At 71.1% G+C, this 20,756-nt stretch carries 17 protein-coding genes and 4 pseudogenes; 13 read left to right on the forward strand and 8 right to left on the reverse strand.

All coding sequences use genetic code 11. From position 1 onward, the window contains the following. Positions 1-265: 265 nt before the first annotated feature. Both ABZS97_RS14550 and ABZS97_RS14555 read right to left on the reverse strand, forming a co-directional pair. Positions 266-1,402 carry a LacI family DNA-binding transcriptional regulator gene (locus tag ABZS97_RS14550; protein ID WP_356137424.1) on the reverse strand — a complete coding sequence of 379 codons (1,137 nt, stop codon included), beginning with the start codon at positions 1,400-1,402 and terminating at the stop codon, positions 266-268. Positions 1,403-1,646: 244 nt separating this feature from the next. Then, positions 1,647-3,233: an RICIN domain-containing protein gene (locus ABZS97_RS14555; RefSeq protein ID WP_356137426.1), complete on the reverse strand. Its 1,587-nt coding sequence runs from the start codon at positions 3,231-3,233 to the stop codon at positions 1,647-1,649. Positions 3,234-3,708: 475 nt separating this feature from the next. Between ABZS97_RS14555 and ABZS97_RS14560 the strand changes: the two genes are divergently transcribed. Continuing rightward, on the forward strand, positions 3,709-4,953 hold the full coding sequence (locus ABZS97_RS14560; protein ID WP_356137458.1) for an MFS transporter: 1,245 nt from the start codon (positions 3,709-3,711) through the stop codon (positions 4,951-4,953). A 69-nt stretch (positions 4,954-5,022) separates the two neighbouring features. On the opposite strand, the gene ABZS97_RS14565 is transcribed toward ABZS97_RS14560, so the two are convergent. After that, complete coding sequence (locus tag ABZS97_RS14565) at positions 5,023-5,916, reverse strand: PfkB family carbohydrate kinase (RefSeq protein WP_356137428.1); 894 nt, start codon at positions 5,914-5,916, stop codon at positions 5,023-5,025. Between the two features lie 116 nt (positions 5,917-6,032). Here ABZS97_RS14565 and ABZS97_RS14570 point away from each other — a divergent pair, with 116 nt between their 5' ends. After that, entirely contained in the window at positions 6,033-7,019 is a 987-nt protein-coding gene (locus ABZS97_RS14570; RefSeq protein WP_356137460.1) for a glycoside hydrolase family 43 protein, read from the forward strand. Between the two features lie 280 nt (positions 7,020-7,299). On the opposite strand, the gene cpt is transcribed toward ABZS97_RS14570, so the two are convergent. The 3 genes from cpt to ABZS97_RS14585 all read right to left on the reverse strand — a co-directional run bounded on the left by cpt (position 7,300) and on the right by ABZS97_RS14585 (position 10,055). Further along, positions 7,300-7,833 (reverse strand): chloramphenicol phosphotransferase CPT, encoded by a 534-nt coding sequence (gene cpt, locus ABZS97_RS14575; RefSeq protein WP_356137430.1) that lies wholly within the window; start codon positions 7,831-7,833, stop codon positions 7,300-7,302. Between the two features lie 407 nt (positions 7,834-8,240). Next, positions 8,241-9,068, reverse strand: coding sequence for a sugar nucleotide-binding protein (locus ABZS97_RS14580; protein WP_356137432.1), 828 nt, complete (start codon positions 9,066-9,068; stop codon positions 8,241-8,243). 42 nt (positions 9,069-9,110) lie between these two features. Further along, positions 9,111-10,055 (reverse strand): helix-turn-helix domain-containing protein, encoded by a 945-nt coding sequence (locus tag ABZS97_RS14585; RefSeq protein WP_356137434.1) that lies wholly within the window; start codon positions 10,053-10,055, stop codon positions 9,111-9,113. Between the two features lie 15 nt (positions 10,056-10,070). Here ABZS97_RS14585 and ABZS97_RS14590 point away from each other — a divergent pair. After that, positions 10,071-10,823 (forward strand): annotated as a pseudogene (locus ABZS97_RS14590) (SDR family oxidoreductase); the annotation flags it as partial. 56 nt (positions 10,824-10,879) lie between these two features. Here the strand turns inward: ABZS97_RS14590 and ABZS97_RS14595 are convergent. Continuing rightward, positions 10,880-11,845 (reverse strand): LLM class F420-dependent oxidoreductase, encoded by a 966-nt coding sequence (locus ABZS97_RS14595; protein WP_356137436.1) that lies wholly within the window; start codon positions 11,843-11,845, stop codon positions 10,880-10,882. A 192-nt stretch (positions 11,846-12,037) separates the two neighbouring features. On the opposite strand from ABZS97_RS14595, the gene ABZS97_RS14600 reads away from it, so the two are divergent. The 10 genes and pseudogenes from ABZS97_RS14600 to ABZS97_RS14645 form a co-directional block, all read left to right on the forward strand. Next, entirely contained in the window at positions 12,038-13,576 is a 1,539-nt protein-coding gene (locus tag ABZS97_RS14600; protein WP_356137438.1) for an FAD-dependent oxidoreductase, read from the forward strand. Continuing rightward, positions 13,573-15,420 (forward strand): transketolase, encoded by a 1,848-nt coding sequence (locus ABZS97_RS14605; protein ID WP_356137440.1) that lies wholly within the window; start codon positions 13,573-13,575, stop codon positions 15,418-15,420. The genes ABZS97_RS14600 and ABZS97_RS14605 overlap by 4 nt, the downstream gene beginning before the upstream one ends. A 90-nt stretch (positions 15,421-15,510) precedes the next feature. Then, entirely contained in the window at positions 15,511-16,446 is a 936-nt protein-coding gene (ligD, locus tag ABZS97_RS14610; RefSeq protein WP_356137462.1) for a non-homologous end-joining DNA ligase, read from the forward strand. A 252-nt stretch (positions 16,447-16,698) separates the two neighbouring features. After that, positions 16,699-16,986: pseudogene (locus ABZS97_RS14615) on the forward strand (gas vesicle protein); the annotation flags it as partial. Between the two features lie 52 nt (positions 16,987-17,038). After that, positions 17,039-17,467: a gas vesicle structural protein GvpA gene (locus ABZS97_RS14620; RefSeq protein WP_356137442.1), complete on the forward strand. Its 429-nt coding sequence runs from the start codon at positions 17,039-17,041 to the stop codon at positions 17,465-17,467. Next, positions 17,464-18,264, forward strand: a complete 801-nt coding sequence (locus tag ABZS97_RS14625) for a GvpL/GvpF family gas vesicle protein (RefSeq protein ID WP_356137444.1) — start codon at positions 17,464-17,466, stop codon at positions 18,262-18,264. Before ABZS97_RS14620 ends, ABZS97_RS14625 begins: the two co-directional genes overlap by 4 nt. Before the next feature lie 3 nt (positions 18,265-18,267). Beyond that, a complete protein-coding gene (locus ABZS97_RS14630) occupies positions 18,268-18,531 on the forward strand; it encodes a gas vesicle protein GvpG (RefSeq protein ID WP_356137446.1) in 264 nt (87 codons plus the stop codon). Next, positions 18,528-19,235 carry a DNA primase gene (locus ABZS97_RS14635; protein WP_356137448.1) on the forward strand — a complete coding sequence of 236 codons (708 nt, stop codon included), beginning with the start codon at positions 18,528-18,530 and terminating at the stop codon, positions 19,233-19,235. Before ABZS97_RS14630 ends, ABZS97_RS14635 begins: the two co-directional genes overlap by 4 nt. Further along, the gene (locus tag ABZS97_RS14640; RefSeq protein WP_356137450.1) at positions 19,228-20,373 is read left to right on the forward strand and encodes an SRPBCC family protein; all 1,146 of its coding nucleotides are present in this window, start codon (positions 19,228-19,230) and stop codon (positions 20,371-20,373) included. The genes ABZS97_RS14635 and ABZS97_RS14640 overlap by 8 nt, the downstream gene beginning before the upstream one ends. Then, a pseudogene (locus tag ABZS97_RS14645) lies at positions 20,370-20,675 on the forward strand (gas vesicle protein); the annotation flags it as partial. The gene ABZS97_RS14640 and the pseudogene ABZS97_RS14645, both read left to right, overlap by 4 nt. Here ABZS97_RS14645 and ABZS97_RS14650 read toward each other — a convergent pair. Then, positions 20,658-20,756 (reverse strand): annotated as a pseudogene (locus ABZS97_RS14650) (cellulose-binding protein); the annotation flags it as partial. The pseudogenes ABZS97_RS14645 and ABZS97_RS14650 overlap by 18 nt on opposite strands.

The following is a 20,756-nucleotide window of genomic DNA, read 5'->3' on the forward strand; positions in this document are numbered from 1 at the left end:
AGGGCGCGACGCACGGGTGAGGGAGGGAGAGTGATACGGGTGAGGAGGGGAGAGCGGTGCTCTCGCGTTAGAGCTGCGCGGATGTGGCTACCGGGGCATTGGGGTCGCCATGTTCAGGTGCGGTCCGCGCGGGGTGTGTCCGGCGCACGCCGAGCGTGCGGCGCGGCGGGAAGTGCACGGTGGGTTGGGTGTGCCACCCGGGGCTGAGAAGTGTTGAGCAGGAGAGAGCGGTGAGGGGATCGGAGAAGGCGGCGAGGGGACGGGATCAAGGGCGAGGAGACGGTGCGTCCGTGACCGGAGGCGCATGCGCCCCGCCGAGCGAACGCGAAGCCGCGCGGCGCCCGCGCCCCTGAGCCTCGGTGGGCGGCGGGGGAGCGGTCGAGGAACGGACGATGAGGTCGACCGGCGGGTCGTTCGCCGGTGGCAGTTCCACGTCCGGCTTCTCGATGGCCTGCACGAGAAGCCGTAGTCCCTCCTGTGCCACGGCGTCGAACGGCTGACGCACGGTGGTCAACGGAGGGGTCACATAGGCGGCGACGGGGATGTCGTCGAAGCCGACCACGCTGACGTCTTCCGGTACACGCAGACCGGCTTCAGTCAGCGCCCGCATCAGGCCGATGGCCATGTCGTCGTTCGCGGCGAACACCGCGGTGACCTCGCCACCGGCGGCCAGTTCGCGGCCCGCCGAGTAGCCGGACGCGGCCGACCAGTCGCCCTCCAGGACGGGTGGCTGGTGCCTGCCGTGTGCCGTGAGGGCGGCCCGCCAGCCGGCGAGGCGGTCCCGCGCGGCGAACCAGCGCTGTGGGCCAGTGATGTGATGGACCGTCACATGGCCCAGGTCCAGAAGGTGTTCGGTAGCCGCGCGGGCCAAGGACTCGGACCCGACACCCGTGGCGACCGCCCGGGGCCCGGCCAGTGCCGCCGGTGCGCCCAGGACCAGGACCGGCACGTCGACGCCGAGGGAGGCGGCACCCCCGTCCCCCTCGTCGATCGGTTCGGAGACGACGATGCCGTCCACGCCCTGTTCGAGAAGGGACTCCACGGCACCGGCAACGCCTCCCGGGTCGCCTTCCAGCGTGTTGACCACCCGCAGGGCATAGCCCGCGTCCCGGGCGGCCCGCTCGATGCCGATGAGCAGCGAGGCGGGACCGTACAGGGCGGTGCCCAGCGCGACCACGCCGATGGACCGGGTCCGGCCGGAGGCCAGTGCCCGGGCCGCGTTGTTCAACCGGTAGCCGAGTTCTTCGGCGGCATGGAGAACACGTTGACGCGCCTCGGTGGAGACGTACTGCTCCCCGTTGAAGACCCGGGACACCGTCTTCTGGGAGACCCCTGCCAGCCGGGCCACGTCCACACCGCGCGGCGCGGCGGAGCCACCGCTCCGTGCCTCTCCTCGCGCCATGGTGTCTCCCTGTGTTCGACGGCCTGAATCCTAGCGAGTCACCAGCCGGTCGCGTGTGTGACTGCGCTGTCATGACTGCGCAGTCATATGTACGCACCGAAAGCGGACTCGTCAAGGGATCGCGCAGGAATCCATCGTTCACGGGCGGCAACGGGAGGCGGGTTTCACCCGCAGACCGGTGTCACCACGCAGTGGGGCGTCAGTCCGGACGGGTGTCACCGTTGCCCGGTGACACCCGTCGTCGTCACGTCCTCGAACGGTGCGTCGAGGTGGGGGAGGCGGAAGCGTGCCACGCTTCCGTGTCCTCGTGATCCCCGAGCACCCAGCGCTGGGGGCCCGAGCCGTCGCGGTCGGCCACGACCACGTGAGCGTGCCTTCTGCCGGACTTCGCGGCCAGGGCAAGATCCTGGCTCCGGCGGAGCAGGAGTTCCCCGCTGCCGGTCAGGATGTACGCCGCCTCCCCCGCGTGTACGGCACAGGGGGCGACCCGGACGCTTCGGGCCTCGGGGTCGGCCGCCAGGCACAGGGCCGGGTCGGCGGTGCTGCGCAGCACACCGTCGAACTCGTACGACCACTGCTGGGACCCGGCCGACGAACACTCCGTCAGCCGGATGCCCGTGCCGGACGACGACTGGCCGACCTTGATGGCCAGACAGCGGCCGGTGGCGACGTTGCGCAGACTGCCCTGGGTGCCGGCGCCGGGTTCTGCGAGAGAGGCGCCGGCCGCGGACGCGGTGGCCGGCAGCCCGGTGGCGCCGGGGCGGGGGAAGCCGACGGCGGGGATGCCCCAGGTGGCGCTGGGTCGGGGGAGCCCGTCGTCGTCGGACCAGCCGTGGGCCGCCAGGACAGCTGCCAGCAGGGCGAGCGAGGCGAGGCCGACGGCGACGGCGGCGGCCGTGTGCCTGCGCTCGGATGCGGTGCGGTGTCGGCCGGCCGGGGCCGGGGGTGCCGGTGCCGCGGCCGGCTCCGCTGCGGGCGACCACGGTTCGAGGGCGCCGCGGCCGGGCCGTGAGGCGAGATAGCGCCGGCCGCCCCAGCCGAGTACGGCATCGGCCAGAAGAAGCCCCAACCCGCCCTCGAAATGGCCGAGTTGATCGGCGGCATACCGGCAGTGGGTGCACTGAGCCAGATGCTGTTGCACATCGGGGAGCAATGTACCGCCGCGGCGGATGGGTACGTCGAGAAGACGGTTGTAGAAGCGGCATTCCGGGGACGGTGCGAGTTCCTTGTGTGCGCGTACCAGGCCCACCCGGAATTGTTCGCGAACCTGCTCGGCGGCGACCCTTGCGGTGGCCGTGTCAATTCCGAGCAGACCGGCGGGTATGTTTATGGGTTCCGCCTCGACCTCGGTATGCCAGAGAAGGCATTGGGAGGCACCGGGCAGTGCGGTGAAGGCGCGCTCGGCGAGCCGTCGACTCGCGGGTGCTCCGGGCTTCGCCGAGTGCAGACCACGGCCGCCGGTGGGTTTGCGCAGTTCTGGTATGGCTGCGCATATTCCGTCATCCGCGGCCCAGGTGCGGACGGTCTCCCGGACCGCCACCAGTAGCTGCGGCCGCAGGGCGCCGCTGGGCGGCGTGCCGCCCGTGAGCCGGCCCAGTACCTGGTGAAAGGCGCTGGTGGCGACGAGTTGGGCGGTAGGGGTGGCGGAGGCCAGGCAGAGCAGTGCGTAGTCGCGGGCGGGCAGCCAGTGTCGGGCCAGCAACAGGGCTACCGCATAGTGCCGTTCGCCGTCCTTGCCGCGGAGTTGGGCGACGAGGTCTCGATCCGACTTCCCAGGGACAGGCCCGGGGCGGGGCGGGTACGGCGGACGTGGGGGGTAAACGGACTGCACGGGACCAATTCCTTTCCATTCGCAGGGCGGCATGCGAAATGACGTCCTGTCGGAAAGCGGGGGGTGATTGGTGCATACCTTAAGAGGCGGTCCTGCCGACTGGTTCTGGCCTCGACCGTCCCAAGGGGAGGCTTACCTTTGCACACGCGCCTCACGCGAAACAAGAACTTCGACTGACCCATCTTCAAAGTCCTCGGCCTATTGAGATGTTACCGGCGGTATCCGCACTCGCATTCGACGCAAGGGGTACGGGGCGGTCAACTTGTGCACGTGACAGGCCGGACAGCGCACCAAATCTCCAATGGCCGTTGTCGTCGTCGCGGGCGCAGGCGCGGGGCTGTGCCGTCACGCTTCGGCGGACGGAGGAGGCCGTGCCGCGTCCGGGGCCCCGGGCCCCGGACCCCGATCCGGGCCGTCACGGATCCCTGACCATGATGGTGCGATGACCATTCAACCGATCAGCAGTACACGGCAGATGCCCGCGGGGCTCGTCGCGCTCGCGCTCGGCAGTTTCGGGATCGGCCTGACCGAGTTCGTGATAGCCGGGCTGTTGCCGCAAGTGGGGCGGAGCCTGTCGGTGTCCGAGGCCGCCGCAGGATGGCTGATATCCGGGTACGCCCTGACGGTCGCGGTCGGCGCCATGGTGGTGACCGCCGCCACCGCCGCTCTGCCCCGCAAACCGGTGCTGGTCGGGTTGGTGGCGCTGTTCGTCGTCGGCAATCTGCTGTCCGCCGTCGCACCGAACTATCCCGTGATGCTGGGCGGACGCGTGGTCGCGGCCCTCTGCCACGGCTCGTTCTTCGGCCTCGGCTCGCTCGTCGCCCGGCGCATGGTCGCTCCCGAACGGGCGTCGAGGGCGGTGGCCGTGATGTTCGCCGGGCTGACGGTCGCGAACGTGCTGGGCGTACCGTTCGGCGCCCTGGTCGGCGAACGGTGGGGCTGGCGTGCCACGTTCTGGGCGATCACCTGCATCGGAGTCGTCGCTGCGGTCGCCATCGCCGTGTTCGTGCCGGGCTGGGCCGGCGCCGTGAACCGGCGTCCTCCGCCGGGTTCCGGCACGGTCACCGGCCGGACCGACGGGCTGCGCGGCCAACTGCGGGCCTTCCGCTCGGGGCAGGTGTGGCTGACCCTCGCCGCCACCGCGCTCGGCTACGGCGGGATGTTCGGCGCGTTCAGCTATCTCGCCTACACCTTCACCGAGGTCACCGGGTTCTCCAGCACCGATGTCGCCTGGCTGCTCGTCGTGTACGGCAGCGGCCTCGTCATCGGGAACGTGGCCGGAGGACGGGCCGCCGACCGCAATCGCGACCTCACCCTGATCGTTTCCCTGGCCGGTCTCGGCGCCACCCTCGCCGCGTTCGGGCTGCTGGCGGCCAGCCCTGTCGCGTCGGTCGTCCTGGTCTTCCTGACGGGGGTGTTCGGGTTCGCCAGTGTTCCCGGCATGATCACCCGGGTCACCGACCACGCCCACGGGGTACCGCTCGCCGCGAGCGCCAACGTATCCGCCTCCAACGTCGGCAACGCCCTGGGCGCCTGGCTGGGCGGCCTCGCCATCAGCACCGGCCTCGGCTACACGGCTCCGCTGTACGTCGGCGCCGTCATCGTCCTGACGGGGCTCGCCGTGATGACGGTCGCCGCACGTCGATCGGATCGGTCGGGGCCCGGGAGCGTCCCGGACCTCGGGCTCGCCCAGGACCCGGCGTCCGCGGACCGACGGTGAGACAGGGCCGTCCGCGCGGCGGACGGGGTCGGGTCCGAGGGCTGCTTTCGCACCACCGGCCGCCGCGCGTCACTCTCCCCGCATCCAGGCCCGGGTCCCGAACGAGGCACACGCCCGCGACGCCACGGCGGCCGCGGCGCGAAGGGCCTCGACGAAGCCGGGTGCCGTCAACTCGCCCTGAAGCGCGAGGTGATAGGTGAGGGCGCCGTGCAGGACGTCACCCGCGCCCAGGGTGTCCGCGACCCGTACGGCAGGCACGTCCACCGTGCCGCTGTCGTCGGGGCCCGCCCACACGAGAGGCTGTCCTCCCCGGCTGACCGCCGACCAGGCGACGCCGTGCTCCCGGAGGAACCGCAGGGTGTCCGCCGGAGTGATCGCACCGGGTGGGTGGAAGTCGTCCGAGCAGACGGCCACGTCGATCGACGGCAGCAGGCTCTCCGTACCGGCCTTCCAACTGCCGCCGTCGAGAACCGTCCGACGGCCGACGGCACGCGCGGTGCGGGCGGCAGCCATGGCCAACTCCATGTGGTGGCCGTCGAGTTCGAGAATGTCGCAGGCCGCCACCGACGCGTCGAGATCGTCGGGCGGGCCGAGCCGGTACCCCGTCGCATTGGTCGAGGCGACGGCACGGTCCCCGCTGGAGGCGGTCACCAGGATGGAGGACACGGCGGGCGGATCGACCGACTCGGCGGCCAGGTCCGACACCATCACACCCAGGCGCTCCAGGTCCGCGGCGACAGCAACTCCCAGCGGATGGGAGCCGATCGCGGTGAGCAGCGTGGCCGCGCCGCCCAGGTGGGCGAAGGCCGCGGCGGCGTTCGCGGCGGGCCCGCCGGCCGCCACGGTCTGATCGCGAGCCGTCACCTTCTCGTCGGACCCCGGCACATGGTCCAGGAGTTGGATGACATCCAGTGTGCACAGCCCGACGAACAGACCCACAGGGCGTGCCCGCGCCGTCGTCACTCCCGGCCTCCGTCCCGACACCGTCAAGGTTTCCCCACTCTTCCCGCCGAATCGTCGGCGCCGCGTCAACGTATGCTCCGACCGTGGCTGAGACCGAACTCCTGCGGCTTCCCGACATGCCGCTGCACGATCCGTTCATCGTCGCCGACAGCGACACCCGCACCTACTACCTCTACACGTCCAACGAACCGTCCGTGTCGGGCGTGGACGGCATCGGCACGATGGTCTACCGCAGCCACGACCTGCGTGACTGGACGCGCCCCGTCGTTGTCTTCCTGACCGCCGAACAAAAAGGAATCTGGGCGACCGACGGCGCCTGGGCGCCCGAGGTGCACGCCTGGGGCGACAAGTACTACCTCTTCACCACGCTGCACAACGAGGACGAAAAGCTCCCGGTGCCCCCACCGAACCGCTGGGGCACGCCGTTCCAGATCCCGAACCACCGACGCGGCACCGTCACCGCCGTATCCGACTCGCTGCTCGGCCCGTTCACGGTCGTCGACCCCGCACGGCCCACCCCGCCCGAGAACCTCATGACCCTCGACGGCACGCTCCACGTCGACCCCTCCGGACAGCCCTGGATGGTCTACGCACACGAGTGGCTGCAGACCATCGACGGAACCATGGAAGCGATCCGCCTTGCCCCGGACCTCACCCGGACCATCGGCGAACCCGTCTTCCTGTTCAAGGGCTCGGACGCACCCTGGCTCAGCGAGCAGATCCCCGGCGGCACGCCGCATCAGCTCCCGCCGTACATCACCGACGGACCGCAGCTGCACCGCACCCCCGACGGGTCCCTGCTCATGCTGTGGTCGACGTACGAGAAGAACGTGGCGGGCAGCGACGGCACGATCAGCGGCGGCTATGTGCAGACCTACGCCGTCTCGGAGTCCGGCGACATCACAGGGCCGTGGCAGCAGCGCCGGCCGTTGGTCCGGGACGACAGCGGGCACGGCATGCTGTTCGCCTCCTTCGACGGCAGGCTGATGATGGTCCTGCACCGTCCCTTCGACAACGCCCGGGGCAAGCTGTACGAGATGCAGCTCCATGGCCACGAGCTACGGGTGCTGCGCCAGTGCACCGATCTCGACGGCGGGGACTGACAGCGGCCCGGCGAACGACAGCGGTCCGACGAGGGCTCGGCAGTCGCCTCCGGTCGGCTGCCGACCGGGACATACCGCCGTTCACGTGCTCATGAGCTCACCTGAGCCGCTCGGCGCGGCCCCTCGCGGGCCGCCGTACCGGGGAGGCAGAAACCGGATGAGAACTCGTACATGTCTCAGGTGGGCGCCGCCCTTCTCGCCGCGGTCGCCGACGAACTGGTGCTGAGCGTCCTGACCGTACGCAGTGTCCGGTGTCGTGGTCGTCGCGCGGTGGGGGCGATCAGCTGACGTGTGCGGCGATGGTCCGGGCGCACTCCATCGGTTCGGCGTGGGTGGTGTCCACCTCCAGGTCGTAGGCCATGCCTCGGTGGACCATGTCCGCCTGTGCAGCTGCCATTCCGATGACCCGGTCGCCGCGTGCGACCTCACGGTCCGCGGCAACCGCACGGTCACACCGCACGCCGATCCAGAGCACCCGCCGTTCGCCCAGGGCCTTCTGCCATCGCTGCTGTGAGTCCGCTCCGCCGAGGAAGACCTCGTCGACGATGACCCTGGCGCCCGCGCGGGCCATCGCGGCGACCCCCTCGATCCAGGCGGCCTCCAGCGTCCGGAACTCCGGCCCGACGATCACCTCTCCGTCCGGGGCGAACTCGATCCCGGCATCGGATGCCCGCATGGAGGCGGGCATCGCCTCGACCAGCGTGTCCGTCCCCAGCGCCAGCCACGGGTTCGGCAGGACCGCCTGCAGGCACCGGACGATCCCGGACTTCCCGGAGCTGGAACCACCGTTGAGAACGATCACCTCAGTCGTCATCACGTCAGAGTAGAGGCGCCGCGGCAACGCTCGAAAACGGATTTCCGTGATCGCCGTACGTCATCTCACCACCCTCGCCAGGAGCGCCGTGAGGTCGGTGAGGAACTGGAGCCAGGGGCGGGCCCGTTCGGCCCGTCGCCCGAGCCGTCGGCCCCAACCGACCGACAGCCCGTCCTCACGCCGCTGTAGCGCTCGCTCCCGTACGCGCTGTAAGCCCTTGATTCGCCGCGTTCCGATCCGTTTGCGTCGCGTCATGCCGGGACGTTAGCCGGGCCGGGTGCGGCGGCGCAGGGCATGGGGCCACCAAATCGGGCGGACGGTTATTGGCGGTAACACGCAGGTGCACACGGATCGGACACATCAACAAGCGGGCGGCAGAGGTGAGTTGAGGCGGGCGTCTGCGACACTCAAGCCCCCTGGGCGAGGAACTGGCGGGCGCCGCGCAACGTGGTGTGCAGCTTGCGCTGGGTTGCGCGACTGTCGAGGCGCACATCGAGGGCCCCGGGAAGCGCGCTGTCCGCCCGTAGACCTGTCGGCAGTCGGGAGGCGTCGAGCCCGTCACGCCTGGCGATGAGGCGTCCGAGTTCATACCGGCTCACGGCGTCGGCTCCTGCCAGATGGTGGATGCCATTCGCCTCGCCGGATGCGAGTTCCAGCAGGGCGGCTGCCAGGTCGCCGACATGCACGGGGCAGCGGATGTCATCGGTGAACAGGGCGCCGTTGCGGGTACCGGCCGCGAGGTCGTGCACCGCGCGTACGTGCGTGGACCGCCGGTCGCCGATGATCAGCGAGGTGCGCGCGACGACGGAGTCCGGAAGCGAGAGACGAATCCCGGTCTCCGCTGCGGCCTTTGCCGCGCCGTAAGGGGTGACGGGGTCGGGGAGGCAGGATTCGTCGTAGTGCACGCGGGCGCCGGAGAACACCGCGTCGCTGGACACATGGACCAGGCGGCAACCGTGCTTCGCCGCGGCCATCGCCAGACGGACAGGACCCTCGGCCGTGATCGCCCAGTCGGATCCGCCGCTCGTCGCGTTGACGACGACGTGCGGGGCGGACTCGGCCATCACTGCTTCGACACGCTCGGGATCGCGCAGGTCGAGCGCGTGCCACGTGACCTCCGCAGCCTTGCCGGGCCTGGTCGCGAAGGTCGCGGCCGTCGGGTGCCCGCCCGCTGCCGACTGGCGGACCAGCTCACTGCCCAGGTAACCGCTGCCGCCGATGATCAGGATCGTCATGACGTGACACGGTAGGGGATTTGCGAGCCGCTCCCTCTGAGGTCATGGGCGGGACAAATTCCGCATTGTCAGGGCCAGTTGCAGGCGCAGGCGGCCCTGCGGGGTGCGGATGGGCCAGCCGAGCAGGGTCTCGGCGTGGGTCAGCCGGTCCTGAAGGGTGGAGTGGTGGACGTTGACCTCGGTGGCGGCTGCCCGCAGGCTCGCCGTCGAGGCGACCGCGCGGAGGGTGACGAGCATCCAGGGCGCGGCGGCCGCGGCGGCTTCGAGGGCGTGGACGTCAGGCGGCGGCTCGGCCCCCGGCGTGACGAGGGTGGCGAGAAGGGCGATGCCGCCGAGTTCGTCGGCATGGACCACCCGCGGGCCGGGATCCTGCGCGGTGCCCTCGGCGGTGAACCGCAGGGCCGTGCGGGCGGCGGTCCAGGAACGGGGCAGGTCCAGCACGGGGACGGCCGGACCGACCCCGAGACGGCCGATCGGCGGCAGCTCGGCATCCGGGTGCGCCGCGGCGATGCGGGGCGGCCCGACGAGCGGGGCGAGCGCGCGTGCCCGGGTGCCGGGATCACCGGTGTCGAGGCCGAGATGACGGGCCGCGTGCAGCCGGGCCTGCTCGGATGCGGTGGGGTCCAGGACGGTCTCCACCAGCGCCGGGTCGTCTGCACGGGCCGCGGGGGCGCGGCCCCGGGTGCGGTCCAGGACGAGCCGTATGGCACCCGCGGCCCGCTCCAGGATGACGGCGTCGACGACGCTGAGGGTGAGGGCGGCGGACGGTTCGGGGTGGGTTCCATGGGGCGCCTCGGGCCGGGCGGCCAGTCCAGGTCCAGGTCCAGGTTCGGGTCCGGATGGATCGACCGCGTCGTGCGCGACGGCAGATTCCGGCAACGCCTCGGCGACTGCTTCGGGCAGCGGGCGAGCGGACGGGGCGACGGTGATCCCCTCGCCTGTGCCGCGCGGGTCGGCAGCCCGTGAGGGGACCAGTTCCTGGCCCATGTCCCGCACACCGTCGACGCGTTCGCCGGGGTCTTCGCGCCCTTCACCGAGGTCACGCCGGACGAGTACCGCCGGGTCACCGAAGTCACGTACCTGGGTTACGTGTTCGGGACCCGCGCCGCGCTGCGGCACATGCTGCCCGCGAACCGTGGATCGATCGTGCAGGTCGGCTCCGCGCTCGCGTACCGCGGGATACCGCTCCAGTCCGCGTACTGCGGGGCCAAGCACGCCATCCAGGGCTTCAACGAATCGCTGCGGTGCGAGCTGCTGCACGAGGGCACGCGGGTGCGCACCACGATGGTGCAGCTGCCCGCCGTCAACACCCCTCAGTTCGACTGGGTGTTGAGCCGGATGCCCGGCCGGGCCCGGCCCGTGGCGCCGATCTACCAGCCGGAGCTGGCCGCGCGCGCGATCGTGCACGCCGCCGACCATCCGCGCCGGCGCGAGTACTGGGTGGGCGGCTCGACGGTGGCCACACTGATCGCCAACGCCGTCGCCCCCGGCGTCCTCGACCGGTACCTCGCGCGCACGGGCTTCGAGGCGCAGCGCGAGGAGGGCACCCACCCCGGCACCGGCAACCTGTGGGCGCCCGCCGACGGCCCGCACGGACGGGACTTCGGCGCCCACGGACGCTTCGACTCCCAGGCGCAGCCCGGCAGTTCGCAGGAGTGGCTGTCCCGCAACCGCAACCGGCTGGGCCGCGCCGTCGCCCTCGGCGCGGGCGCCCTGCTCACTTGGAGGCTACGGCGGCCGCAGGGCCGCCGGTAGCGACGTCTACGTGGAGCCATCCGCACCGGGTGGAACACCGCCGGGGCCGGCGGCCGTCAGCGGCTGCCCTGCTGGAGCTGCGGCAGCACCTTGGTGCGGTAGAAGTCGAAGAAGGCCCGCTGGTCGGGGCCGATCTGGTTGACGTACACGCGGTCGAAGCCCGCCTCGGCGAACGCCGAGAGCGCGGCGACGTGCTCGTCGACGTCGTCGCCGCACACCGTGTTCTCGCTGATCATCTCCTCGGTGATCAGCGGCTCCAGCTGCTCGAAGTGGCGCGGGGACGGCAGGACCTGGCCCATCTCGCCGGGCAGCAGCTGGTTCGACCAGAGCCTGTGCACCGTACGGACGGCCTCGGAGCGGTCCTGTCCGTAGCAGACCTTCGTGCCGCCGCTCACCGGCTTGCCGCCGCCTCCGCCCTTGCGGAACTGCTCCACCATCGGTTCCTCGGGCATCATCGTGACGAAGCCGTCGCCGACGCGGGCCGCGAGCGAGGTCGCCTGCGGGCCGAAGCCGGAGATGTCGATCGGCACCGGTTCGTCGGGGACCGTGTAGAGGCGGGCGTTCTCCACCGTGTAGTGCGGGCCGTGGTGGTTGACCTCGTCGCCCGTGAAGAGGTTGCGCATCACCTGGATCGCTTCCTCCAGCATCTCCAGGCGAATGTGCAGGGGCGGCCAGGCGTCACCGAGAATGTGCTCGTTGAGCGCCTCTCCCGTGCCGACGCCGAGCCGGAAGCGGCCCTGCGTCATGACCGCGCTCGTCGCGGCCGCCTGTGCCACCACGGCAGGATGCATCCGTACGGTCGGGCAGGTGACCGCCGTTTCGATCGGCAGGGACACGGCTTCGGACAGCGCCCCGATCACCGACCAGACGAACGGGCTCTGGCCCTGCGCGTCGTTCCACGGGTGGTAGTGGTCGGAGATCCACAGCGACTGGAATCCGGCCTGTTCGGCCATTCGGGCCTGCTCGACGAGATCGGCGGGGCCGAATTCCTCGCACGACAGGAAGTAGCCGTACTCGGCCATGAAAGGCACCTCCGTGACGGGGTGGATCGGGTCGGTTCATCGGCCGGGTAACCCCGCGGATGCCCACGAAACGCCGGGCACGCCCGCGTTTGGGGGCCCTGACCAGGGGGACGCGGAAAGCCCCGTACGCGACCTCGGCGGCTCCTGGGAAGTGCGGACACGCCCCCGCAGCCGCCCCACCGGAGGCGAACCGTGAGTCGACCCCGCATCGTGATCGTCGGCGCAGGCTTCGCCGGGTACCGGACGGCCCGAACCCTGGCCCGACTGACCCGGCACAAGGCCGACATCACCCTGCTGAACCCCACCGACTACTTTCTGTACCTCCCCCTGCTGCCACAGGTCGCCGCCGGGGTTCTGGAGCCGCGTCGCGTCTCCGTCTCGCTCCCCGGAACCCTGCCCGACGTGCGGCTGGTGCTCGGCGAGGCCGACGACATCGACCTCGACGCGCGCACCGTCCACTACAGCGACCCCGAGGGCAGCAGCGGGACGCTGGCGTACGACCGACTCGTCCTTGCGGCAGGCAGCGTCAACAAGCTGCTGCCGATCCCCGGCGTCGCCGAGCACGCGCACGGCTTCCGCGGTCTGCCCGAGGCGCTGTACCTGCGCGACCACGTGACCCGGCAGGTGGAGCTCGCGGCCTCCTCGGACGACCCCAAGAGCCGCGCCGCGCGGTGCACCTTCGTGGTGGTGGGCGCCGGTTACACCGGCACCGAAGTCGCCGCGCACGGCCAGCTGTTCACCGACGCGCTGGTACGCAAGCGGCCCCTGCGCGAGGGCATACGGCCGCGCTGGCTGCTGCTCGACGTGGCCCCCCGCGTGCTGCCCGAACTGGACGAGCGGCTCTCGCGCACCGCCGACCGCGTGCTGCGGCAGCGCGGAGTCGACGTGCGCACCGGGACCTCGGTGAAGGAGGCGACCTCCACCGGAGCCCTGCTCAGCGACGGGGAGTTCATCGACACCCGCACGCTCGTGTGGTGCGTAGGCGTACGGCCCGACCCGCTCGCAGCCTCCCTTGAGCTGCCGATGGAACGTGGCCGGCTGCTCGTCGACCCCTACCTCCAGGTCCCGGGCCGCGATGACCTGTTCGCCTGTGGGGACGCGGCCGCCGTACCGGATCTGGAGAAGCCCGGCCAGTACACGCCGATGACCGCGCAGCACGCCTGGCGGCAGGGCAGGACCGCGGGCCACAACGTCGCCGCCTCGCTGGGCATCGGTGAGCCGCGCGCCTACCGCCACCGCGACCTCGGCTTCACCGTCGACCTCGGCGGGGTCAAGGCCGCCGCCAACCCGCTGGGCATCCCGCTCTCCGGTCCGGCCGCAGGAATCGTCACCCGCGGCTACCACCTCGCCGCGATGCCCGGCAACCGCGTCCGCGTCGCAGCCGACTGGCTCCTGGACGCCGTACTCCCGCGCCAGGCCGTGCAGTTGGGCCTCGTCCGGTCCTGGTCGGTCCCCCTGGACACGGCCTCCCCGGAACTGGCCCGGCAGCCGGGCCCCTCGCAGAAGGGTCCCGCTCCCGGCGAGCCCACTGCGACCACCACCGATGGCGACGCCGCGAACGCCGGGGCCAAGGGGTCTGCGGCATCGGGTCCCGAGCGGCCAGGGAAGGCCGGGTCGGAGGGTGCCGCGGGGGCGGAGCCCGACCGGAACGTGGCATCCCGTCCGGGTGGGACCGGGCCCGCCAGGCCCGCCGCCCCGGGCTCCGACAGCTCTGCGGAAGGATCTTCATGAACACCCGTCAGATCCACGAGTTGGCCCAGCAGTTGCGCGTGGACAGCGTGCGCGCGTCCGCCGCGGCGGGCTCCGGGCACCCCACCTCCTCGATGAGCGCCGCGGACCTGATGGCGGTCCTGCTCGCCCACCACCTCCGTTACGACTTCGACCGTCCCGCCCACCCCGGCAACGACCGCTTCGTCCTGTCCAAGGGGCATGCCTCGCCCCTGATGTACGCCGCGTACAAGGCGGCCGGGGCGCTCAGCGACAGCGAACTGCTGACCTTCCGCAAGCTCGGCAGCCGCCTCGAAGGCCACCCCACCCCGCAGCGGCTGCCATGGGTCGAGACGGCCACCGGCTCGCTGGGGCAGGGGCTGCCCGTCGGGGCCGGCATCGCGCTCGCCGGGAAGCGGCTCGACCGCACCGGATACCGCGTGTGGGTGCTGTGCGGGGACAGCGAGCTCGCCGAGGGCTCCGTCTGGGAGGCCGCCGAGCACGCCGGGTACGAGCACCTCGACAACCTCACGGCGATCGTCGACGTCAACCGGCTCGGCCAGCGCGGGCCCACCCGGCACGGCCACGACCTCGCCGCGTACGCCCGCCGCTTCCAGGCCTTCGACTGGCACACCGTCGAGGTCGACGGCCACGACATCGACGCCGTCGACCGGGCGTTCGCCGAAGCGAGGTCCACCAGCGGGCAGCCGACCGTGATTCTCGCCCGCACCCTCAAGGGCAAGGGCGTCGAGGCCGTCCAGGACCGCGAGGGCATGCACGGCAAGCCGCTCAAGGACGCCGACGAGGCGATCGCCGAACTCGGCGGCAACCACGACCGGCGCGTCGAGGTCCAACAGCCGCCCGCCGCACGGATGTTGCACGCCGTGCGGGCCGGGCATCTAGAACTCCCGCGCTACGACACCGGCGACGAGGTCGCCACCCGCAACGCCTTCGGGCAGGCGCTCGCCGCGCTCGGCACCGCCCGCGGCGACATCGTCGCCCTGGACGGCGAGGTCGGCGACTCCACCCGCGCGGAGTTCTTCGCCAAGGAGCACCCCGACCGCTACTTCGAGTGCTACATCGCCGAGCAGCAGATGGTCGCCGCCGCGGTCGGCCTCGCGGCGCGCGGCTGGGTGCCGTACGCCTCGACGTTCGCCGCGTTCCTCACCCGCGCCCACGACTTCATCCGCATGGCCTCGATCAGCGGCGCCGGCATCAACCTCGTCGGCTCGCACGCGGGTGTCTCCATCGGCCAGGACGGGCCCTCCCAGATGGGCCTGGAGGACCTGGCGATGTTCCGCGCGGTGCACGGTTCGACCGTGCTCTACCCGTGCGACGCCAACCAGACGGCGAAGCTCGTCGGCGCGATGGCCGGCTGCGAGGGCGTCCGCTATCTGCGCACCTCGCGCGGTGAGAGCCCCGTGATCTACAGCGCCACCGAGGAGTTCCCGGTCGGCGGCAGCAAGGTGCTGCGCGCCTCCGCCGAGGACCGGCTGACCCTCGTCGCGGCGGGTGTCACCGTCCACGAGGCGCTGGCCGCCGCCGACGCCCTCGACAGCGCGGGCATCAAGGCCCGGGTGATCGACCTGTACTCCGTCAAGCCCGTCGACCGCCGCACGCTGCGCGAGGCCGCGGAGCGCACCGGCTGCCTGGTCACCGTCGAGGACCACCGCGAGGAGGGCGGCCTCGGGGACGCCGTCCTCGACGCCTTCCTCGACGGGCGGCCCATGCCGCGCCTGGTGCGCCTCGCCGTCCGTACGATGCCGGGCTCGGCGAGTCCCGAGGAGCAGCTGCACGCCGCGGGTATCGACGCCGAGTCCATCGTCGCGGCGGCGCAACTGCTGGTGGAGCACGCGGTCGTGCGCTGAGCGCGTGGGCGCCCGGGGAAGGGCGCCGGGCCGGGGACGAGAGGAGCGACGATGAGCGGCGCGGGGACGAAGGCCGGCGGCGCACGGACGATGCGGGTCGGCCGCCGCACGGTGGAGATCCACCGGCCGGAAAAGGTGCTGTTTCCCGCCGGGGACAACGGAGGCGGGGCGAAGAGCCCCGCGTACACGAAGGGCGACCTCGTGGCGTACTACCGGGCCGTCGCCCCCTTCGTGCTGCCGCATCTGCGCGACCGCCCACTGATGCTGGAACGCCACCCCGACGGGATCGGCGGACCGCAGTTCATGCAGAAGAACACCCCTGAGCACTACCCGGAGTGGATCGAGCGGGCCGAGGTGTCCAAGGAGGGCGGCACCGTCACGCACACCCTGTGCCAGGACTCCGCGACCCTCGTCCTCCTCGCCGACCAGGCCTGCCTCACCGTCCACCGCTGGCTGTCCCGGGTCGGCCGGCTCGGCCACCCCGACCGCCTGGTCTTCGACCTCGACCCATCGAGGGGCGACGACTTCCCCGTCGTACGCGAAGCCGCCCATCTGCTGGGCGAGCTGCTCGACGAGCTGAGGCTTCCCTCAGCGCTGATGACGACCGGCTCGCGCGGTCTGCATGTCGTCGTGCCCCTCGCCGGGCGCCATGACTTCGACGTCGTGCGCGCGTTCGCCAGGGACGTCGCCGACGCCCTCGCCGCCGCCCACCCCGACCGGCTCACCACGGCCGCCCGCAAGAAGGACCGCGGCGACCGGCTCTACCTCGACGTACAGCGCAACGCCTACGCCCAGACCGCCGTCGCCCCCTTCTCCGTACGGGCCCTGCCCGGCGCGCCGGTCGCCGTCCCCCTGGCCTGGGACCAGCTCGACGAACCGGACCTCGACGCACAGCGCTGGACCATCGAGAACGCCGTCGAGCAGGGCAAAGCCAACCCCTGGGCCGGATTGATGGGCAGGGGGCGGGCCCTCGGCCCGGCCCGCCGCCGGCTCGACGCACTGCGCGGCCGACCCGCGGACAGCTGAAGGTTTGGCTGACGAGCGGGGGGCCACTCGGTGTGCGAGGTGGCCATGTCGAACACATCGAACACATCAAAGTCACGGAATTCACAGGATTCCCCCCAAAAGGAATCCCAGAAAGAGTCGGCGGAGGAATCCGAGGAGTCGCAGGAAGAATCCGAGGAGTCACCGGAAAGGTCCGGGAAGTCCCAGGAAAGGCCCCAGGAGGAGTCCCCCCGAAAGGGTGCCTCCCGGCGCAAGGGGAGCGACCGGACAAAGGAGGCGGCGGAGGACCAGCCGAGCGCCATGGAGGTGCTGCGCCATGCGCGCAGCCAGCTCGCGGAGCTCACCGGCATGGTCGCCGAGTCCGTGTCGTCCTTCGAACGCACCGAGGACGGCTGGGCGTTGGAGATCGAGGTCCTGGAACTCGTCCGGGTCCCCGACACGATGAGCCTGCTCGCGACGTACCAGGTGGACCTGGACCCGCGGGGCGGTCTCACCGGATACCGGCGTGTCCGCCGCTACGAACGTGGCAGGGCCGACCCACACAGGCCCGGCGGCCGCTAGGCCGCCCCGCCGCGCAGGTACCCGCAGACAACGAGAAGGAGGATCGGTCGGTATGACCGTTGTCCCGGCACAGCAAACCGGCGGAGGAGGCGGCACCAGCGGCCTCTACGACGTCCTGGAACTCGTTCTGGACCGAGGACTCGTCATTGACGCATTCGTACGCGTATCCCTCGTCGGCATCGAGATCCTGAAGATCGATGTACGTGTGGTCGTCGCCAGTGTCGACACCTATCTGCGCTTCGCCGAGGCGTGCAACCGCCTCGACCTGGAGGCAGGCTCGAACAGGAACCCCGGCCTTCCCGACCTCATGGGCGAGATCACCGAGTCCGGCGCGCGCGGCAAGTCCAAGGGCGCGCTGTCCGGCGCGGCCGAGACCATCTCGGGCGCGTTCAAGGAGGCCCGCGAGGAAGGTCAGAGCGAATCGCGCCAGCGGCCCCGCAAGTCCACGAGCGCGTCACGCAGGAAGGAGGAGCAGGAGTGAGTACGTCAGCAGAGAGCGCGTCGGGAGGAAGCACGTACGTGTACGGCATCACCGCCGCCTCGCATCCCTCGCTTCCCGAGGACATGGGCGGGGTCGGCGACCCGCCGCGCCCCGTGCGCATCCTGAAGGAGGGCGAGCTCGCCGCGATCGTCAGCGACGCCCCCGAGGGGCTGCGGCCCAAGCGCCGTGACCTGCTCGCCCACCAGAACGTGCTGAGCGAGGCAGGCGCCGGCGGGTCCGCGCTGCCCATGCGGTTCGGCAGCGTGGCGGCCGACGACGACGCCGTCACCGCGGTCCTCGCGGAACGCGCCGAGCACTACAAGGAGCGCCTCGGTGCTCTGGGCGGCAAGGTCGAGTACAACATCAAGGCCAGCCACGACGAAGAGGCCGTGCTGCACCGGGTGATGTCCGAGAACCCGGAGATCCGCAACCGCACCGAGGCCAACCGGCGGGCGGGCGGCGGCAGTTACGAGGAGCGGCTGCAGCTCGGCGAGATGGTGGCGGCCGCGGTGCAGAACCTTGAGGCCGACGACGCCCTGGAGGTGCAGCGCGCCCTGGAGCCGGCCGCCGATGCCGTGAGCATCGGTCCCGAGTCGACGGGCTGGCTGGCCAACGTGTCGTTCCTGGTGGAGCGCGGGTCGGCGGAGGTGTTCATCACCGCCGTCGAGGAACTGCGCAAGAGCCACCCGTATCTGGAACTCCGCGTCAACGGCCCGCTGCCGCCCTACAGCTTCGTCGAGCCCGGACCTTCCCAGCCTGCAGGGAGCACGGCGGGCGCCGAGAGCACCGGGGGGTAACCCATGGGCCTGATAGGCGAGTTGCTGCTGCTGCCGTTCGCACCGGTGCGCGGCAGCCTGTGGACCATGAGACAGGTACTGGCCGAGGCCGAGCGCCAGTACTACGACCCGGCAGTGATCCGGGCCGAACTCGCCCTTCTCGAGCAGCGGCTCGAGGCGGGCGAGCTCGACGAGGAGGAATTCGACCGCATGGAGGACGAGCTCCTCGACCGACTTGAGACCAGCCTGCGCACAGGCGTGGGAGCCGACCATGGGACCACACGATGAATCGACTGGGACTGGGCCTCGCCGTAGGGGCCGGATACGTCCTCGGGCGTACGAAGAAGATGAAACTGGCGTTCGCGGTGGGCACCCTGGTGGCTGGCAAGCGGATGCAGCTCAGCCCGCGGGCGCTCGCGGATCTGGTGAGCCAGCAACTGCAGAACAACCCGCAGTTCAAGGAGATCGGCGAGCAGCTGCGCGAGGACCTGCGCGGTGTCGGTAAGGCCGCGTCCGGGGCGATGGTGGAACGGCAGATGGAAGGTATCGCCGGCCGGCTGCACGGCCGTACGGCGCAGGTGCGCGACCGGATCTCCGGCGTGGCACCGGACGTGCCGGGCCTCGGCGGGGACGACGACGAGGAGTCCGACGAGGCCCGCGACGAGAACTCCGAGGAGACAGAGGAGACAGAGGGGACAGAAGAAGCGGAAGACCGGTCCAGCCAGGACAAGGGGTCCCGGCCGCGCAGGAAGACCGCTGCGAAGACGGCAGCGGCGGACAGGCGCGGCGGCAGGACCGAGGCCAAGAAGACGGCGAAGAAGACCGCGTCGGCCGGCCCCGGCAAGAAGACGGCCGGGAAGACGGCTGGGAAGACGACAGCCAAGAAGACAACGGCACGCAAGACGGCCGGACGGAAGACGACCGCGGCGAAGGGCGCGGCGCGTGGCGCCGCCCGCACCGCCCGTACGGCCCGAGGAGGCGACAATGAGTGACACTCTCAAGGGGGCCGGCAGCCCGACGGGCGCGCTCTCGGGGGTCGCCCGCAGCGAGGCCGCCGACCACCTCAAGTCGGAGGTCCAGGAGTACCTCGCAGCGCAGGCCCAGCGCCTGCTGATGGGCGTCGGCCACAAGCTCGGCGAGACCACGGTCAAGCTCAACGACATCGCCGAGGGCAACAGCCCCGGCTTCGCCAAGCTCGCCCTCGACGGCGGCCGCAAGCTCGCCGACGGCAAGGGGCCGGTGCGCTCCGCGCTGGAACTCGGTGCCTCGCGTGCCAAGGACAGCGTGGTCGGCGCCTTCAAGAACCTGGGCGGCAAGGGCAAGAACAAGGGCAGCGCGGGCAAGAAGCCCACCGTCATCATCGAGTTCATCGACGTCGGGGTGCCGCTGCGTACGGCCTACGACCAGTGGACGCAGTACCAGGACTTCAGCACCTTCGCGAAGGGCGTGAAGAGCGCGAACCGCGCCGATGACACGAGCTCCGACTGGAAGCTCAAGGTCTTCTGGTCCAACCGGAGCTGGAAGGCCAAGACCACCGAGCAGGTGCCCGACGACCGGATCTCCTGGAACTCGGAGGGAGCGAAGGGCACGACGAAGGGGGTCGTCTCCTTCCACTCGCTGGCCGAGAACCTCACACGGGTGCTGCTGGTCGTCGAGTACTACCCGAAGGGCCTGTTCGAGAAGACCGGCAACATCTGGCGCGCCCAGGGCCGCCGGGCCCGGCTCGACCTCAAGAACTACGCCCGGTTCATCACGCTCAAGGGCGAGGCGGAGGACGGCTGGCGCGGCGAGATCCGCGACGGTGAGGTGGTCCGCAGCCACGACGACGCCCTCGCGGAGGAGCAGGACCAGGACCAGGACCGGGACGAGGACGAGGAGTACGAGGAGCCGAGGGGCGAGGAGGAGGAAGAAGAGGGCGAAGAGCCCCGGGACGAGGAGGAGTACGAGAAGGACGAGGACGAGGACGACGAGTACGGCGCGTACGCCGAGGAAGAGGAGGACGGCGAGGCCGGCGAGTACGCCGACGACGAGGAAGCGGAAGAAGAACCGGAAGAAGAACCGGAAGACGACGAGGGCGCGTACGAGGAAGAGCCCGAGCGCGAGCCCGTCGGGAGTCGGGGTCGTCGATGAGCATGGCAAGCAGGCTCCCTGACACCTACGCACAGGGCGGCGGTGCCAACCTCGCCGACATCCTTGAACGGGTGCTCGACAAGGGCATCGTGATCGTGGGCGACATCCGGATCAACCTTCTCGACATCGAACTGCTCACTGTCAAGCTGCGGCTCATCGTCGTCTCCGTCGACAAGGCGAAGGAGATGGGCATCGACTGGTGGGAGGAGGATCCGGCGCTGTCGTCCCGCGCGCACCGCTCCGAACTCGCCCGGGAGAACCGGGAGTTGCGTGACAGGCTCGCCGAGCTGGAGCTCCTCGATGCGCTTTTCCAGAGCAGTGATACGAGCCAGAGCGCTGTCACGGTCGGAGACGAGCTTCGAAATGCGTTCGTCCACCTGAGC

It is taken from the genome of Streptomyces sp. NPDC005485 (assembly GCF_040606085.1).
In the GTDB taxonomy this organism is placed as follows: Bacteria; Actinomycetota; Actinomycetes; order Streptomycetales; family Streptomycetaceae; genus Streptomyces.